A 16772-nucleotide genomic window follows, 5' to 3' on the forward strand; every position below is an offset into this window, starting at 1 on the left:
CCACTTGGTTGTGGATCAAACATCATGAGCAAAATCATGTGCGTGATCCACGTCTCGCCCGGCACGCTGGTGGGATGGATGAAAGACGCACCGTGAAGGTGTCGAAGTACCTCTCGAAGCATCTGCGCCACCAGCCCGAGCTGATCGGGCTCACGCTCGACGAGGGCGGCTGGGTCGAGATCGACACGCTGATCGCGGCGGCCGCCGCGCACGGCTTCCGGTTCACCCGGGAGGAACTCGACCACGTGGTCGCCACCAACGACAAGAAGCGCTTCGCGATCGAGGGCCCGCGGATCCGCGCCAGCCAGGGGCACAGCGTCGAGGTGGACCTCGGGCTGCCCCCGGCGACCCCGCCGCCGTACCTCTACCACGGCACGGTGGCCGGCAACCTGGGCGCGATCCGCGCCGACGGACTCCGGCCCATGAACCGCCACGACGTGCACCTCTCGGCCGACCGCGAGACCGCGACCCGGGTCGGCGCCCGCCGCGGCCGTCCCGTCGTGCTGTCGGTGGACGCCGGTGCGATGCACCGAGACGGCCACATCTTCAGGGTCAGCGCGAACGGGGTGTGGCTGACGCAGGCCGTCCCCCCGCAGTACCTGCACTTCCCCGAGCCGCACTGAACCGCCCTGGTCGTACCGGATGCCCGGCGACCGCACCCACAAGGAGTGGATCCCGATGATCACGCTCACCCCGCGGCTGAGCAGCCGCGTACGTCGAGCTGTTTCACGTGAAACAGCTCGGGCCGCTTAGGCTCGATGGCATGACCTTGCGCCTGAGCACCGTGATCCTCCCGTACCGCCGCTGGCACGAGGGAGGCCGTACGACATGGCAGCGCGCGGAGCAGCTCGGCTTCCACGGCGCCTTCACCTACGACCACCTGTCCTGGCGCAGCTTCCGGGACGGCCCGTGGTTCGGTGCCGTGCCGACGCTGACCGCCGCCGCAGCCGTCACCGACCGGCTGCGTCTGGGCACCCTGGTCACCTCACCGAACTTCCGCCACCCGGTGACCCTCGCCAAGGAGCTGATCTCCCTCGACGACATCTCCGGCGGGCGGATCACGCTCGGCATCGGCGCGGGCGGCACCGGCTACGACGCCACGGCCCTGGGGCAGGAGGCCTGGACCCCGCGGGAGCGTGCCGACCGGTTCGGCGAGTTCGTGCCGCTGCTGGACCGGCTGCTGACCGAGGACGCGGTGTCGTACGAGGGCGACTTCTACTCGGCGCACGAGGCACGCAACATCCCGGGCTGTGTACAGCGTCCCCGGCTGCCCTTCGCGGTGGCCGCCACCGGCCCGCGCGGGCTGCGGCTCGCGGCACGCTACGGGCAGGCGTGGGTGACCACCGGCGATCCCAAGCTGTACGAGAACGGCACCCCCGAGCAGTCGGTCCAGGCCATTCGCAGGCAGGCCGAGAAGCTCGCCGCTGCGTGCGCCGAGATCGGCCGCGACGCCTCGGCGATGGACAAGATCCTGCTCACCGGTTTCACCCCGGACCGTGGCCGGCCGTTGCAGTCCCTCGAGGCGTTCGTGGACTTCGCGGGACGGCACCAGGAACTGGGCTTCACCGAGATCGTGATCCACTGGCCCATCCCCGACTCGGACTTCGCCGCGGAGGACAAGGTCTTCGAGCAGATCGCCATGGAGGCACCGGCTCAGCTGGGTTGAGCCCGCGAAACGCAACGGCACAGGTGAGGGCGGTATCCACTCACCTGTGCGGACTCCTGCACGCCAGTGCAGGCATATGCGCGAGAATGGCGCGGTGACCTCAGCGACTCGACAGCCCGAGACCCCGGCCTCCCCCATGGTTCCGCCCCGGCTGATCGCCACCGACCTCGACGGCACGCTGCTGCGGGACGACAAGTCGGTGTCGCCGCGCACGGTCGCCGCCCTCGCGGCCGCCGAGGACGCGGGCATCGAGGTCTTCTTCGTCACCGGCCGCCCGGCCCGCTGGATGGACGTCGTCAGCGACCATGTCCATGGACATGGCCTGGCGATCTGCGGCAACGGTGCCGCGGTGGTCGACCTGCACGGCGGCCCCGGCACCCACCGGTTCGTGAAGGTCCGGGAGCTTGCACGGGAGAACGCCCTGGACGCCGTACGGCTGCTGCGCGACGCGGCCCCGGGCACGGTGTACGCCGTCGAGCAGACGTACGGCTTCTACCAGGAGCCCGCCTATCCGAAGCTGCACATGGAGACGCCGGACATGCTCGCTCCGGCCGAGCAGCTCCTGGCGCCCGACGCGCCCGGCGCCGACGAGCCGGTGCTCAAGATCCTCGCCTATCACCCCGAGATCGACCCGGACGCCTTCCTCACCCTCGCCCGGCTCGCCATCGGCGATCGCGCCAACGTCACCCGCTCCAGTCCCAGCGCCCTGCTGGAGATCAGTGGGCCTGGTGTCTCCAAGGCCAGCACACTCGCCTTGTGCTGTGCCGAGCGCGGCATCTCGCACGAGGAGGTCGTCGCCTTCGGTGACATGCCCAACGACGTCGAGATGCTCACCTGGGCGGGCCAGTCGTACGCCATGGGCAACGCGCACCCGGACGTGATTGCCGCGGCCTCGGGGCGGACGGTCGCGAACAACGAGGACGGGGTCGCGGTCGTGATCGAGCAGCTGCTGGCGGAGCGGGTGCAGTAGCCGTCCCGCACCGTCGGCATCCCCGGCGGTGCCTTCACCGGGTCACAGTTCCACACCCCGTGCAGCCAGCCACCGCACCGGATCCACCCCTGAACCCAGTTCGGGGGCAACTCGTACCTCGAAGTGCAGGTGCGGGCCGGTCGAGTTGCCGGTGGTGCCCGACTGCCCGATCCACTGCCCCGGCAGCACACGATCCCCTTGGTCGACGGCGACCGAGGCGAGATGCGCGTACTGCGTGTAGTAGCCGCCCGGATGCTCGATCACGATCTCGATCCCGAAGGCGCCCCCGCACGACACCCTCATCACCCTGCCCTCGCCGACCGCCCGCACCGGCGTACCGATCGGCACCGCGAAATCCTGCCCCGTGTGCCGGTTCGCCCATCGCGCACCACCAGTGCCGAACCCGGCGGACAGCACGTACGTCTTCAGCGGCGCGACCCAGTCGCGTGTGAAGGACAGCTTCGGCTGGTCGAGCCGCACCGCACCACGACAGGCGCCCGCCCTGGCGGAGGCGTTCGCCTGCCCCTGCAGCCGCCACCGCGCCTCTTCGAGCTTCTGCTCGATGCTCTTCTTCAGCTTGGCTAGTTCAGCGTTCCGTTTCTCCAGGTCCTGCCACGCCGCCGCGGCCCTCGCCTCGTCCGCCGCGAGCCGGGTCTCCGCGCGGCGGCTCTTGTCGATCGCGTTGTCGACGACGAGATCCGCCTTCCTCACGGCATGCTCACGCTCCATCAGTTTTTCCGGGTCGTCCGCGAGGATCATGCGCGCGGTGAGGGGAAGGTCCCCGCCGGTGCGGTACTGGGCGCGCGCAAGCCGGCCCAGGTCCTCACGCAGTACTGCGATCTCCCGCCGCTCACGGTCGAGGAGCCCTTCGAGCCGCCGGGCCCGTGCCCGCTGCACCCTCGCCTCGCGCCGCCCCTCCTCGTACTGCTGCGTGGCCACGGCCGTCTCCTCGTACAGCTGCGCCACCTCGGTGCCGACGCCGACGTTCCCGCGGCCGTCCTCCGGGCCGTGCCGGGACTCCTCGGCGGGCCGGGCCGCGAGCAAGGCGAACGCACAGAGCAGCACCGAAACAAGCAGCGGACAGCGGCGAGATGAACGCATGACAGCGATCGTGGCCCGCGCGGGCAGCCCGATCCCGTTCCAGTCGTACGCATGGCGCGCAAACGCCTACGGATGGAGCAGCGCAAATATGGCGAATGGCTACAGGATCGACGCTGCTTCGGTCAGCTCGGACTGCGCCTCCCGCGTCGCCATCGCCCGCAGCGGCCCGTCCACGGCGACCAGCTCCGCGTAGGAACCGCGCTGCACCACCCGCCCCTCGTCGAGCACGATCACTTCGTCCACGGTCTCCAGCCCGGCCAGCCGGTGTGTGATGAGCAGCGTCGTACGGCCCTCGGTGGCGGCCAGCAGATCGGCGGTGAGCGCGTCCGCCGTCGGCAGGTCGAGGTGCTCGGCGGGCTCGTCGAGGACGAGGACGGGGAAGTCCGCCAGCAGCGCCCGGGCCAGTGCGAGCCGCTGTCGCTGCCCGCCGGACAGCCGCGCTCCGTACTCACCGACCAGCGTGTCGAGCCCCTCGGGCAGTGCGTCGGCCCAGTCGAGCAGTCGGGCCCGCGTGAGCGCGTCACGCAGCTCGCCCTCGGTCGCGTCCCGCTTCGCGAGGAGCAGGTTCTCCCGCACCGAGCTGTCGAAGAGGTGCGCGTCCTGCGCGCACAGTCCGACCAGTCGCCGTACGTCGTCGCTGTCCAGGGCGTACGCGTCCACGCCGGCCAGCGTGTACGAGCCTGCGTGCGCGTCCAGGAACCGCAGCAGGACCTGCGCCAGCGTCGTCTTGCCGGCCCCGGACGGGCCGACCACCGCGATGCGGCGCCCCTTGTCGAGCGTCAGGTCGAGCCCCGCGAGTGCGTCCCGGTCCTGTCCCGCGTGCCGGGCGGCCAGGCCCTTGAGGACGAGCGGGAACGGCGACACGGGCGCCTGCCGGGGCTGCTCCGGTTCGCGTACCGGCTCGGGGGCGTCCAGCACCTCGTGGACACGCTCGGCGCTCCTGCACACCCGCTGCCGGAACTGCACGGCGAGCGGCATCCCGAGCACGGCCTCGAAGGCGGCCAGCGGGGTGAGGACGACCACGGCCAGCGTCACGCCGCTCAGCCGTGCGTCGGCGACCGCCTGGACGCCCACCAGGGCGGCTCCGGCGACGGTCAGGCCGGAGATCAGCGCGGTGAGTCCGTCGCCCAGAGCAGTGGCGGTGGCGGCGCGCGAGGCGATCCGGGTGAGTGTCGCGTCGGCCCGCCGGGTCTCGGCGGTACGGGCGGGCAGCGCCCCGGCGACGGTGAGCTCCGCGGTGCCGGTGAGCAGGTCGGCCACGCGGGTCGCGAGCACCCCTCGGGCGGGGGCCAGCCTGCGCTCCGCCCGCCGCGCCACGGCACCGGTGACCAGCGGGACGCCGGCCCCGGCCGCGAGCAGCCCGACGGCGAGCACCGCCCCGGCCTCGGGCAGCAGCCAGGCGGTGAAGCCGACGGAGGCCGCGGAGACGGCGACCGCAGCGCCGGCCGGGAGCAGCCACCGCAGCCAGTAGTCCTGCAGGGCGTCCACATCGGACACGAGCCGCGACAGCAGGTCGCCCCGTCGGGCCCGGCGCAGCCCGGCGGGCGCGAGCCGCTCCAGTCGGCGGTACACGGCGACCCGGGTGTCGGCCAGCATCCGCAGCACGGCGTCGTGCGACACGAGCCGCTCCGCGTACCGGAACACCGCCCGACCGATTCCGAAGGCCCGCGTGGCCGTCACGGCGACCATCAGATACAGCACGGGCGGGTGCTGCGAGGCCCGGGAGATGAGCCATCCGGACGTGGCCATCAGCCCGACGGCGCTGCCCAGCGCGAGGCTGCCGAGCAGGAGGGCGAGTCCGAGCCGGCCGCGCCGGGCCCCGGACATGGCCCGGACGCGGGCGAGTACGCCGCCGCTGTGCGCCGCGGGTTCGGACGCGGGCTCCTCCTGCACGGCCTCGGGTGTTGGGGTGGACTCGATCGGACGCGCCGTGGACGCCCGGGGCCCGGTTTCCCCGCGCGAGGCGAGTGCGGGTTCCTCGAGCCGCACCACCCGGTCCGCCACGTCCAGCAGCGCCGGCCGGTGCACCACCAGCAGAACGGTCCGGCCTGCCGCCAGTCGCCGCACCGCCTCGACCACCTCGGCCTCGGTCGCTCCGTCGAGCGCGGCGGTCGGTTCGTCGAGCAGCAGCACAGGCCGGTCGGCGAGGAAGGCCCGCGCCAGCGCGAGCCGCTGCCGCTGCCCGGCGGACAGCCCGGCCCCGTCCTCGCCCAGTACGGTCTCGACACCCTGGGGGAGGGCGTCCACGAACGTGAGCGCTCCCGCGTCCTGAAGCGCCTGCCGTACGGCTGCGTCGTCCGCGTCGGGACGGGCGAGCTGTACGTTCTCGGCGATCGTCCCGGCGTACAGGTGCGGCCGCTGCGGCACCCACGCGATGCGCGACCGCCACTGCTCCAGGTCGGCCTCGGTGAGATCGACTCCCCCGACCCACACCCGGCCCTCGGTCGGCCGCACAAACCCCAGCAGTACGTTCAGCAGCGTCGACTTGCCCACGCCGCTCGGCCCGACGAGCGCGACGGTCTCCCCGGGCTCGACGGTGAAGGTCGCATCGGACACGGCCTCGGCGGTGCGGCCCGGATACCGGACCGTCACGCCCTCGAAGGCCACCGCGCCCGTCGGCACGGCCCTGGTTCCCGACGCCGGTACCGGAGTCTCCAGAACCGAGAAGATCTCCTCGGCCGCGGCCAGCCCCTCGGCCGCCGCGTGGTACTGCGCGCCCACCTGCCGCAACGGCAGATACGCCTCCGGCGCGAGGATCAGGATGACCAGGCCGATGTACAGATCCATGTCGCCGTGCACGAGCCGCATGCCGATGGTCACGGCGACCAGCGCGACCGAGATCGTGGCGAGCAGCTCCAGCGCGAACGACGACAGGAACGCGATCCGCAGCGTTCGCATCGTCGCCTGCCGGTACTCGCCGGTGATACGCCGGATCGACTCGGCCTGCGCCTTGGCCCTTCCGAACACCTTCAGGGTCGGAAGCCCGGCGACCACATCCAGGAAGTGCCCGGACAACCGGGACAGCAGCCGCCACTGACGGTCCATCCGGGACTCGGTGGCCCAGCCGATCAGCATCATGAAAACGGGGATGAGCGGCAGCGTGCCGACGATGATGGCGGCGGAGACCCAGTCCTCGGTGACGATCCGGGCGAGCACCGCCACGGGAACGACCACCGCGAGCCCCAACTGCGGCAGATAGCGTGAGAAGTAGTCGTCGAGGGCGTCGACTCCGCGCGTGGCGAGGGCGACCAGCGATCCGGTGCGCTGCCCGCTCAGCCATCCCGGCCCCAGTTGGGCGGAGCGCTCCAGCAGCCGCCTCCGAAGCTCCGACTTCACCGCCGCGCTCGCCCGGTGTGCGGCGAGCTCCGTGAGCCAGGAGACCAGCGCGCGGCCACCGGCGACGGCCACCAACAGCAGCAGGGGAGTGCGCAGTTCGGCGACGGACATCCCGTGCTGGAACGCACCGACCACCGTCTCGGCGATCAGCATCGCCTGCGCGATGACCAACCCGGCACCGACGGCACCCAGGCCGACGACCGCCACCAGGAAGAACCGGGTGGCGCGGGCGTATCGGAGCAGTCGCGGGTCGATCGGTTTCACGTGAAACACACCCTCTTCTCAAGAAGCTTGAAGGGGCCTGAAGAGGCATGTTTCACATGAAACATGCCTCTCTCGGACTCAGTGTGCGGAGCCGGCGGCAGCATCCGCGGCGATGTGCTGCGTTCCGATCCGCTTGCGGAACACCCAGTAGGTCCACGACTGGTACAGCACGATGATCGGCGCGGCGATGCCCGCGCACCAGGTCATGATCTTCAGGGTGTACGGGCTCGACGAGGCGTTGGTGACCGTGAGACTCCACTCCTCATTGAGCGAAGACGGCATGACGTCGGGGAAGAGCGACAGGAAGAGCATCGCGACGGCGGCCACGATGGTGACGCCGGACAGCGCGAACGCCCAGCCCTCACGCCCGGCCTGGTTCGCCACCAGCGCCGCGACCAGGGCGGCGACCGCCACGATCATCGCGACAAGGCTCTTGCCGTCCCCGCTGTCGGCCTGGGTCCAGAGCAGGAAGACCAGGGCCAGCCCGGCCGTGAGCAGACCGACCTGGAGCGCCAGCTTCCGTGCCCGCTCCCGAATCTCCCCGACGGTCTTGAGTGCCGTGAACACCGCACCGTGGAAGGTGAACAGCGTCAGCGTCACGAGGCCACCGAGAAGCGCGTACGGGTTGAGCAGGTCCCAGAGGTTTCCGACGTACTCGAAGTTCTGGTCGATCTTCACGCCGCGAACGATGTTGCCGAAGGCCACGCCCCACAGGAACGCCGGGATGAGCGAGCACCAGAAGATCGCGTTCTCCCAGTTGCGCTGCCAGTTCTCCTCGGGTCGCTTGTGCCGGTACTCGAAGGCGACACCCCGGACGATCAAGCAGACCAGGATGAGCAGCAATGGCAGGTAGAAGCCCGAGAAGAGCGTGGCGTACCACTCCGGAAAGGCGGCGAAGGTCGCGCCGCCGGCCGAGATCAACCACACCTCGTTGCCGTCCCAGACCGGGCCGATCGTGTTGATCAGCACCCGCTTCTCGGGCCGGTTGCGGGCGAGCAGCTTGGTGAGGACGCCGACCCCGAAGTCGAAGCCCTCGAGGAAGAAGTAGCCGATCCACAGGACGGCGATCAGGACGAACCAGACGTCGTGCAGTTCCATGACTGTGCAGCTCCCTCGGCCTAGTAAGAGAAGGCCATCGGCTTGTCGGCGTCACGGGAGTCGCCGCCGATCTTCGTGGGCGGGTTGAGGTCGGCCTCGGTCAGTTCGGGCGGGCCGGCCTTGACGTACTTCGCGAGCAGCTTGACCTCGATCACGGCGAGGATCGCGTAGAGCGTCGTGAAGACGATCATCGAGGTGAGCACTTCGCCCGTGGAGACACCCGGGGAGACCGCGTCGCGGGTCTGGAACAGGCCGTAGACGACCCACGGCTGACGGCCCATCTCGGTGAAGATCCAGCCCCAGGCGTTGGCGATCAGCGGAAACGCCATCGTCCAGAGCGCGAGCAGCCAGTACAGCCGGCTGAGCCTCGACCCTAGTGGCTTCCTCAGCAGCACCAGATGCGGCATCTCGTCCTCCCCGGTCCGCAGGGCAGCCGGCAGCAGGAACTTCTTCCGCGTGAGCCACAGCCCCAGCAGGCCCAGGGAGAGGGACGCCATGCCGAAGCCGATCATCCACCGGAAGCCCCAGTAGGCGACGGGGACGATGGGCTTGTAGTCACCCGGCCCGAACTTCTCCTGCAGGGCCTTGTTGGTGTCGTGGATGCCGGGCACATACGACTCGAAGTCGCTGTGGGCCAGGAAGGACAGCAGCCCGGGTATCTCCAGGGCGACCTTGTTGTGCCCCTTGTCGACGTCCCCGTACGCGAAGACGGAGAACGGCGCCGGGCTCTCGCCCTCCCACAGGGCCTCGGCGGCGGCCATCTTCATCGGCTGCTGCTCGTACATGACCTTGCCGAGGGTGTCCCCGCTGACCGCGGTGAACAGACCGCCGACCGCCAGGGTGACCAGGCCGAGCCGGAGCGACGTCCGCATCACCGGGATGTGCTTCTTGCGCATCAGGTGGAAGGCGGCGATGCCCACCATGAAGGCGCCACCCGTCAGGAAGGCGGCCGAGAAGCTGTGGAAGACCTGGTTGAGTGTCGTGTTCTGGGTGAGGACCAGCCAGAAGTCGGTGAGCTCGGCGCGGCCCTTCTCCTCGTTGATCCGGTAGCCGACCGGGTGCTGCATCCAGGAGTTCGCCGCGAGGATGAAGTACGCCGACAGAAGCGTGCCGATCGAGACCATCCAGATGCAGGCCAGGTGGATCTTCTTCGGCAGCTTGTCCCAGCCGAAGATCCACAGCCCGATGAAGGTGGACTCGAAGAAGAAGGCGATCAGGGCCTCGAAGGCGAGGGGAGCACCGAAGACATCGCCGACGAAGCGCGAGTAGGCGGACCAGTTCATGCCGAACTGGAACTCCTGCACGATGCCGGTGACGACACCCATCGCGATGTTGATCAGGAAGAGCTTGCCCCAGAACTTGGTCGCCTTGAGGTACTTCTCCTTCTCCGTACGCACCCACGCGGTCTGCAGGCCGGCCGTGAGGGCAGCGAGCGAGATCGTCAGGGGGACGAACAGGAAGTGGTAGACGGTGGTGATGCCGAACTGCCAGCGCGCCAGCGTCTCCGGCGCCAAAGCCAAGTCCACGTCGTCTCTCCTTACGTCGCCGTGGGGGCGCTTGTGAACGCGTTCACATTCACAAGCAATTATGGCGCACTGGCTTTCGATGCCTCGAAGGGGGGTCCCCCACGGGCCTACGCCGGGCTCGCGAAGCGGCGAGAGCCACCTCGCGAGCCCGTTCCACGCCGTCGGCGACCGCCTAGAACTCCTTGCGGAACCCTTCCGCCACCTTCAGGAGAATGTCGTTCGCCTCGGTCTCCCCGACCGTCACCCGCACACCCTCGCCGGGAAACGGCCGTACGACCACACCTGCCGCCTCACACGCCTCCGTGAAGGCGACCGCGCGCTCCCCCAGCGGCAGCCACACGAAGTTGGCCTGGGACTCGGGCAGCGTCCAGCCCTGGCCGCGCAGCCCGTCGACCACGCGGTTGCGCTCGCCGACCAGCGAACCGACCCGTCCGAACAGCTCGTCCTCGGCGCGCAGCGAGGCGATCGCCGCCTCCTGGGCAATCCGGCTCACCCCGAACGGCACGGCCGTCTTGCGCAGCGCAGCCGCGACCGGCTCGTGGGCGATGGCGAAGCCGACGCGCAGGCCGGCCAGCCCGTACGCCTTCGAGAACGTCCGCAGGACACAGACATTGGGCCGGTTCCGGTACAGCTCGACACCGTCCGGCACCTCGGGGTCGCGGATGAACTCGCGGTACGCCTCGTCGAGCACGACGACCACGTCGCTCGGCACCCGGTCGAGGAAGCGCTCGAGCTCGGCCCGTCGGACGACGGTGCCCGTGGGGTTGTTGGGGTTGCAGACGATGACCAGACGGGTCCGGTCCGTGATCGCGTCCGCCATCGCGTCCAGGTCGTGCACCGCGCCCGGCGTCAGCGGTACCTGCACGGACGTCGCACCGCTGATCTGCGTGATGATCGGGTACGCCTCGAAGGAGCGCCACGCATAGATCACCTCGTCACCGGGGCCGCTGGTGGCCTGGATCAACTGCTGGGCGACACCGACCGAGCCGGTGCCGGTGGCCAGATGCGAGACAGGGACGCCGAACCGGTCGGACAGCTCGTTCATCAGGTCCGTGCAGGCCAGGTCCGGGTAGCGGTTGAAGGACGAGGCCGCCGCCGTCACGGCCTCCATCACGCCGGGCAGCGGCGGATAGGGGTTCTCGTTGGAGGACAGCTTGTAGGCCACGGGGCCGCCGGCCGCGGCCGGCTTGCCCGGCTTGTAGGTGGGGATCCCCTCCAGCTCGGCGCGCAGCTTCGGGCTCGTCTCGCTCACCGCAGTCCTCCTCGCGACCACCGGCGGCCCTGACTGCCGCCGGCTTCCAATGCTTCTCACCTTATGAGGATTCGGCGCGGCTGCGTATGGCCCGGCAGCAACTGCGCACACCTCCTCGTGCGGCCTCCATGTGTGCCGGACGAACCCCATCTGTCCCACTGGCATCAGGGGCATCATCGTATGAAGGGGGTGAATCGGGGGGCGTGCTGCACATATATCTACGCGCCGGTGGCTCACGCCGTAGCGCGCATCACCCGTGCAGGTGAGTTGAGACCTCTTCGAAACATCGACCACTTGGCAGGCCTGTGTGCTCCGAAACATCAAGTACTGCAACTGGATGGGTCAACTCCCTTGCATTCCAAGGAATTTGACACCCAATAACCTTGCAGAAACGTGCCTGTCAATGGGTGCATATGCGTCCGCACTACCCCACCATGTGAGCCCTACTATCGGCTCGCCATGACAGCAGCAGGGAAGCACCAGGTGAGCCGCGCGGAAACCTCACGTCGAGGCAGTCGGCCGGGCCGGGCGGGCATCAGAGACGTGGCCGCCGCCGCCGGGGTCTCCATCACGACCGTCTCCGACGCCCTCAACGGCAAGGGCCGGCTCCCCGACGCCACCCGACGCCATGTCCGCGAGGTCGCCGACCGACTGGGGTACCGCCCCTCGGCCGCCGCCCGCACCCTCCGTACCGGCAAGTCCGGACTGATCGGTCTGACCGTGACGACATACGGGGATGAGCCTTTCACCTTCACGGAGTTCGCGTACTTCGCCGAGATGGCCCGCGCCGCCACCTCCGCCGCGCTCGCCCGTGGTTACGCCCTCGTCATCCTGCCCGCGACCTCGCGTCACGACGTGTGGTCGAACGTCGCCCTCGACGGGACCGTCGTCATCGACCCGTCCGACCAGGACCCGGTCGTCAGCGAACTCGTCCGGCAGGGTCTCCCGGTCGTCTCCGACGGCCGGCCGGCCGGCACGCTCCCGGTCACGGCCTGGGTCGACAACGACCACGAGGCCGCCGTCCTCGGCATCCTCGACCACCTGGCCGAAGCGGGCGCCCGGCGCATCGGCCTGCTGACCGGCACCACGACCGACACGTACACGCACCTGTCCACCACCGCGTATCTGCACTGGTGCGAACGCGTCGGCCAGGACCCGGTCTACGAGGCCTACCCGGCGCACGACCCGTGCGCGGGCGCCGTCGCCGCCGACCGGCTGCTGGCCCGCCCCGACCGACCGGACGCCGTCTACGGCCTGTTCGACCCGAACGGCACCGACCTGCTCGCCGCCGCCCGCCGCTACGGACTGCGCGTACCGGACGATCTGCTGCTGGTCTGCTGCAGCGAGTCCACCGTGTACGCCAACACCGAGCCGGCCATCACCACACTCTCCCTGAAGCCGCGCCGCATCGGCACGGCCGTGGTCCAGCTGCTCATCGACGCCATCGAGGGCATGGAATCGGACCGTCCGGTCGAGCAGGTGATACCGACCGAGCTGATCGTGCGGACCTCGTCGCAGCGGCGTTCCCCGCGCACGACGGTCAGCCCGCCGCGGTCGCCCGACCACGGGTAAAGCGGGGCGGTCACCCGGGAGGGGTCGGCGCGGGGCGGTCACCAGGCGGGCAAAGCCCTGCCCAATCGGGGCGAAAGCCGCGGTGAACTGGAGTCTTGCTCCGATTCACTACCCCTGGGTCATCACACAGCGCGATCCGCATTCCTATGATGGGCCCACGACACCGCGGGCCGCTGCGACCAGGCAGTCCGAAGCGGTGCAGATGCGGCGCGATGGTGGAGGGGTCGATGACTCAGGGGGCCGGTCAGGGACCCGAGGTGGAGCGGACGGCGACGCTGCGCGACTTCCGGGTGCCCGCGTACGTGCACGAGACCGGTCCGTACGTCCACAGCACGCATCCCGGCGAGGCCATCAGCCCCGTCGCGGAACCGGTCGGCCACCCGGAGGGGTACACCCCCACGGAGCGCGACCTGCCCGTCATCCGTCGGGGTGACACGCTTCAGGTGACCGTCGACCCCGCGCCCGCACCCACGCCGGCCCCGCAGCCCGGCACCGGCCCCGGCCCCCTCTACGTCGTGGGCGACGTCCACGGCTACCTCGAGGAGCTGGTGGCCGCCCTGCAGGAGAAAGGCCTCATCGACGCCGCCGGCCAGTGGTGCGCCGGCACCGCCCGGCTGTGGTTCCTCGGCGACTTCACCGACCGCGGTCCGGACGGCATCGGCGTCATCGACCTCGTGATGCGGCTGTCCGCCGAGGCCGCCGCGGCCGGCGGCTACTGCAAGGCCCTGATGGGCAACCACGAACTGCTGCTGCTCGGCGCCAAGCGATTCGGCGACACCCCCGTCAACTCCGGCGCGGGCACCGCCACCTTCCAGGCGGCCTGGCTGCTCAACGGCGGTCAGAAGGCCGACATGGACCGCCTCCAGGACCACCATCTGCAGTGGATGGCCCGCCTCGACGCCGTCGAGGAGGTCGACGGCCATCTGCTCGTCCACTCGGACACCACCGCCTACCTCGAGTACGGCAACTCCATCGAGGAAGTCAACGACAACGTCCGCGAGACCCTCACCCGTAACGACGCGGACGAAGTCTGGGACCTGTTCCGCAAGTTCACCAAGCGCTTCTCCTTCCGCGACGAGGGCGGCGCCGACGCCGTACGCTCCCTCCTCGATACGTACGGCGGTACCCGCATCGTTCACGGCCACAGCCCCATTCCGTATCTGCTGGGCGAGGTCGGCTCCGAGGAGGGCGAGGACAGCGCCGGTCCCGTGGTCGAGGGACCGCACGTCTACGCCGACGGCCTCGCCATCGCCATGGACGGCGGAGTGACCATGGCCGGAAAGCTACTGGTCCAGCAACTTCCCCTGGATATCTGAGGGTTTACCGGGCAGGCGTACCGCGACGGCGGACCGGCGCACGACGGCGCAGGCCAGGGCCCAATTTCTGGAAACCCCCTGTCACGGCGCACCGTCACCGCTCTACCATCGGCTTATCCGTAGCAGGCTCCCCTCCGTTTCTGCCCAACGGCTCGTCAGCGTGCGAGCCACCAGCCCTACGGAGCATCGGGGGATGCACATGAACAGCGTTCCGCAGCACCTGTTGAGCGAGGACCGCCAGGAATACGAGCGGATCCTCGATGAGGCGCTGCGCTCCGCACCACAACGCCCGGAACTGGCCGCTGTCGGACAGCGGCTCAACCCTGAACAGCTGCGCACCATGGCGCTCAACGCCACCGCATTCATCACGGCGGCCGCGGCGACCGAGTACCAGCACTACGTGAAGGTCCGCGAGGAACTGCGCCGCCCGGCGCCGTCCACCCCGTCGTCCGCCCGCGAGTCCGGCTCTACGGAGCCCGGCACGGGCGCGGTGGGGCTCGCCACCACTATGGGAGAGGTCGCCGAAACCGCCGGCGCGGGTGCCGTCGCCGTCGTCGCGGTCCTCGCCCCCGTCCTGGCCGGAACGGCCGCGGCGATCTTCCTGCTCGTCGGCTACATCCTGAAGATGCTGACCCCCGAGCCGGCCTTCGCCGAGACCATGCTCACCACCGGGTGGGTGTTCGGCGCCGTCACCGCGGTCGCGATCCTGGTCGCCGCCGTCGGGCTGCTGCTCACCGCACTGCGCAACCGGCCCTCGCTGGAGGCCGGTCCGTACGGCGAGCTCAGCGGCGAGGTGGCCAAGGCCAGGGAAGCCTGGCAGGAGGCCCTGCTGGAGAACGGCATCCTGCCGTTTCTGCGGGAGGCCCTCGCCGACCCCGGCCCGGCCGCACTGCACCGTACGGCCCCGTCGGCGCCGACCAGTCGTATCCCGCACCTCGGCTACGACCGCCCGGGCTTCACCAGCCCCGGCGACGGCCCGGAATCCGGCTCGCGCCCGAGCTTCACGAGCCCGGACTACACGAGTCCGGAGTTCGGGGGGCCCGAGCACCAGCCGGAGTAATCCTCGGCTTGCGCCCCCACCCAGGGGAGCGCAAGCCGAACACACCCGGCTGTACCTGCGGCTGTGCGTGGCCATGCCGACCGCACGGGCCACCCGCCCGCCGTGGTGCTCTGCGCGTCGGGCGGCGACATCCGGTCAGAGGATGCCCGCCTGGCGGGCCGCGGCCATCCAGCTCGGAAACTCCGACAGGAGCCGGTCGTACAGCTCCTGATCGGGGACCGTGCTGATGTCGTCGACCGCGAAGAAGCCCACGTTGTCGACACGGCGGCCGGGCAGGGTGTCGAACCGCTCCAGCACGCCGTAGTTGGACCGCCCCAGACCCACGAACTGCCAGAAGATCGGTTCCTCCACTGCCTCCCGCAGCTCTCGCTCGATCTGGGCGTTGCGGTAGACACCTCCGTCGGAGAAGAAGAGCACGAGTGTGGGAGCCACGGCCGGGTTCTCCCGGACGTATGTCCGGACCTGGGCGATCACCTTCTGTTCCTCGTTCTGGATACCGATCATCCGCATGTCGACCTGACCTGCCTCGAGGCCCTTCCTCGCCTTCTTGCGGCCGAAGAGGCTCAGCTCACCGACCCGGACATGCAGCCGCAGCCACTCGGGCAGCTCCCCGAGCCGGAGATCGGGCAGCCGGGCCGCGTTCGAGGCGAATGTCCAGGCCTGCATCTCGCCGTCGTCGTCGAGTTGTGCGGCGACAGCGGCCATGCGCTCCACCACGTCCCTCACGATGCCGCGGGAGTACAGGGACGACATGGAGCCCGAGGCGTCGAGAACCAGGATGACGCGCGCGGTGGTTCCGGCGACCCCGTGCTTGGTCAGGCTCACCGCCACCTGCTGCTTGCGCAGGGACAGCCGCTTGCGCATGTCCACGGGCAGGTGTTCCTCGCCCTTGGTCAGGCGGGGTGTGGTGGGTGAGGGTGGTGTCGTCGGAGGTGCGGTGGGTGGCACCGTCGGTGGGGCCGGCGGGGCGGATGGTGTCGGCGGGGCTTGAACAGGTGCCGTCGGCTGGGTCGGTCGGCCGGGCTGGACCGGCACGGCCGGCGGAGCGTCGTCGACCGTGATGCCGAAATCGGTGGCCAGGCCCGCCAGCCCGGAGGCGTACCCCTGCCCGACCGCACGGAACTTCCACCGCCCCTGCCGCAGGTACAGCTCACCTCCGATGAACGCGGTCTCCGCCCCGGCCTCCATCTCGAACCGGGCGAGCTCGGTCCGCGTCCCGTCGTCGAGCAGCCTCAGCATCAGTCCGGGCACCTGCCCGAACGTCCCGTCGTCGGCCGACGCACACAGCACGATCCGTTCGACGGCCGGTTCCAGTGAACCGAGGTCCACCCCGATCGTGTCGGAGGTGGCCCCGGCGGCACGCTGTTTCCCCAGGTGGGTCACAGCATCGGAGGCGTGGTTCGGCTGGTTGTAGAAGACGAAGTCACCGTCGTCCCGAACGCGTCCGGCCGCGGTGAGCAGCAATGCGGAGGCATCGACGTCGGGCACGCCCGGCCCTTCGGACCAGGAGAGCTCGACGCGTACCGCCCGGGCATCGATGGGAAGGTTGGCACCCTTGCTCAGTGAAGTCGCTGCCATGAAGTCAGTCTGCCGAGCCGAGAGAGCCGAGGC

General features: G+C 70.0%; 12 protein-coding genes. 6 read left to right on the forward strand and 6 right to left on the reverse strand.

Translation table 11 applies throughout. From position 1 onward, the window contains the following. Nucleotides 1–74: 74 nt before the first annotated feature. The 3 genes from StrepF001_RS15315 to StrepF001_RS15325 all read left to right on the forward strand — a co-directional run bounded on the left by StrepF001_RS15315 (nucleotide 75) and on the right by StrepF001_RS15325 (nucleotide 2636). A complete protein-coding gene (locus tag StrepF001_RS15315) occupies nucleotides 75–623 on the forward strand; it encodes an RNA 2'-phosphotransferase (RefSeq protein WP_129798784.1) in 549 nt (182 codons plus the stop codon). A gap of 140 nt (nucleotides 624–763) precedes the next feature. After that, nucleotides 764–1666 (forward strand): LLM class flavin-dependent oxidoreductase, encoded by a 903-nt coding sequence (locus StrepF001_RS15320; RefSeq protein ID WP_129798785.1) that lies wholly within the window; start codon nucleotides 764–766, stop codon nucleotides 1664–1666. A gap of 76 nt (nucleotides 1667–1742) precedes the next feature. Next, nucleotides 1743–2636 carry a Cof-type HAD-IIB family hydrolase gene (locus StrepF001_RS15325; protein WP_206306863.1) on the forward strand — a complete coding sequence of 298 codons (894 nt, stop codon included), beginning with the start codon at nucleotides 1743–1745 and terminating at the stop codon, nucleotides 2634–2636. A 42-nt stretch (nucleotides 2637–2678) separates the two neighbouring features. Here the strand turns inward: StrepF001_RS15325 and StrepF001_RS15330 are convergent, their stop codons facing one another. The 5 genes from StrepF001_RS15330 to hisC form a co-directional block, all read right to left on the reverse strand. Next, on the reverse strand, nucleotides 2679–3737 hold the full coding sequence (locus StrepF001_RS15330) for a M23 family metallopeptidase (protein ID WP_129798787.1): 1059 nt from the start codon (nucleotides 3735–3737) through the stop codon (nucleotides 2679–2681). A 99-nt stretch (nucleotides 3738–3836) separates the two neighbouring features. After that, nucleotides 3837–7337 carry a thiol reductant ABC exporter subunit CydD gene (gene cydD, locus StrepF001_RS15335; protein ID WP_129798788.1) on the reverse strand — a complete coding sequence of 1167 codons (3501 nt, stop codon included), beginning with the start codon at nucleotides 7335–7337 and terminating at the stop codon, nucleotides 3837–3839. A gap of 78 nt (nucleotides 7338–7415) precedes the next feature. Beyond that, nucleotides 7416–8435: a cytochrome d ubiquinol oxidase subunit II gene (gene cydB / locus StrepF001_RS15340; protein ID WP_129798789.1), complete on the reverse strand. Its 1020-nt coding sequence runs from the start codon at nucleotides 8433–8435 to the stop codon at nucleotides 7416–7418. Nucleotides 8436–8455: 20 nt separating this feature from the next. Further along, nucleotides 8456–9961 carry a cytochrome ubiquinol oxidase subunit I gene (locus StrepF001_RS15345; RefSeq protein ID WP_129798790.1) on the reverse strand — a complete coding sequence of 502 codons (1506 nt, stop codon included), beginning with the start codon at nucleotides 9959–9961 and terminating at the stop codon, nucleotides 8456–8458. 172 nt (nucleotides 9962–10133) lie between these two features. Then, a complete protein-coding gene (gene hisC / locus StrepF001_RS15350; RefSeq protein WP_129798791.1) occupies nucleotides 10134–11213 on the reverse strand; it encodes a histidinol-phosphate transaminase in 1080 nt (359 codons plus the stop codon). Nucleotides 11214–11672: 459 nt separating this feature from the next. On the opposite strand from hisC, the gene StrepF001_RS15355 reads away from it, so the two are divergent. From StrepF001_RS15355 to StrepF001_RS15365, 3 genes are all read left to right on the forward strand, one after another. Further along, nucleotides 11673–12785: a LacI family DNA-binding transcriptional regulator gene (locus StrepF001_RS15355; RefSeq protein ID WP_129798792.1), complete on the forward strand. Its 1113-nt coding sequence runs from the start codon at nucleotides 11673–11675 to the stop codon at nucleotides 12783–12785. A 212-nt stretch (nucleotides 12786–12997) separates the two neighbouring features. Further along, the gene (locus StrepF001_RS15360) at nucleotides 12998–14101 is read left to right on the forward strand and encodes a metallophosphoesterase (RefSeq protein ID WP_276322824.1); all 1104 of its coding nucleotides are present in this window, start codon (nucleotides 12998–13000) and stop codon (nucleotides 14099–14101) included. A 193-nt stretch (nucleotides 14102–14294) separates the two neighbouring features. Beyond that, entirely contained in the window at nucleotides 14295–15161 is an 867-nt protein-coding gene (locus StrepF001_RS15365; RefSeq protein ID WP_129798794.1) for a hypothetical protein, read from the forward strand. A gap of 135 nt (nucleotides 15162–15296) precedes the next feature. Here the strand turns inward: StrepF001_RS15365 and StrepF001_RS15370 are convergent, their stop codons facing one another. Next, the gene (locus tag StrepF001_RS15370) at nucleotides 15297–16739 is read right to left on the reverse strand and encodes a VWA domain-containing protein (protein ID WP_129798795.1); all 1443 of its coding nucleotides are present in this window, start codon (nucleotides 16737–16739) and stop codon (nucleotides 15297–15299) included. Nucleotides 16740–16772 lie beyond the last annotated feature (33 nt).

Source organism: Streptomyces sp. F001 (assembly GCF_004187715.1).
GTDB classification, from domain to species: Bacteria; Actinomycetota; Actinomycetes; order Streptomycetales; family Streptomycetaceae; genus Streptomyces; species Streptomyces flavusporus.

What these genes read in the sequence shown, in the direction of transcription:
- StrepF001_RS15355 (WP_129798792.1), top strand. Translation starts at nt 11,673, where the DNA reads ATGACAGCAGCAGGGAAGCACCAGGTGAGCCGCGCGGAAACCTCACGT.
- StrepF001_RS15320 (WP_129798785.1), top strand. Translation starts at nt 764, where the DNA reads ATGACCTTGCGCCTGAGCACCGTGATCCTCCCGTACCGCCGCTGGCAC.
- StrepF001_RS15315 (WP_129798784.1), top strand. Translation starts at nt 75, where the DNA reads ATGGATGAAAGACGCACCGTGAAGGTGTCGAAGTACCTCTCGAAGCAT.
- StrepF001_RS15365 (WP_129798794.1), top strand. Translation starts at nt 14,295, where the DNA reads ATGCACATGAACAGCGTTCCGCAGCACCTGTTGAGCGAGGACCGCCAG.
- StrepF001_RS15370 (WP_129798795.1), bottom strand. Translation starts at nt 16,739, where the DNA reads ATGGCAGCGACTTCACTGAGCAAGGGTGCCAACCTTCCCATCGATGCC.
- cydB (WP_129798789.1), bottom strand. Translation starts at nt 8,435, where the DNA reads ATGGAACTGCACGACGTCTGGTTCGTCCTGATCGCCGTCCTGTGGATC.
- StrepF001_RS15325 (WP_206306863.1), top strand. Translation starts at nt 1,743, where the DNA reads ATGCGCGAGAATGGCGCGGTGACCTCAGCGACTCGACAGCCCGAGACC.
- StrepF001_RS15330 (WP_129798787.1), bottom strand. Translation starts at nt 3,737, where the DNA reads ATGCGTTCATCTCGCCGCTGTCCGCTGCTTGTTTCGGTGCTGCTCTGT.
- StrepF001_RS15360 (WP_276322824.1), top strand. Translation starts at nt 12,998, where the DNA reads ATGGTGGAGGGGTCGATGACTCAGGGGGCCGGTCAGGGACCCGAGGTG.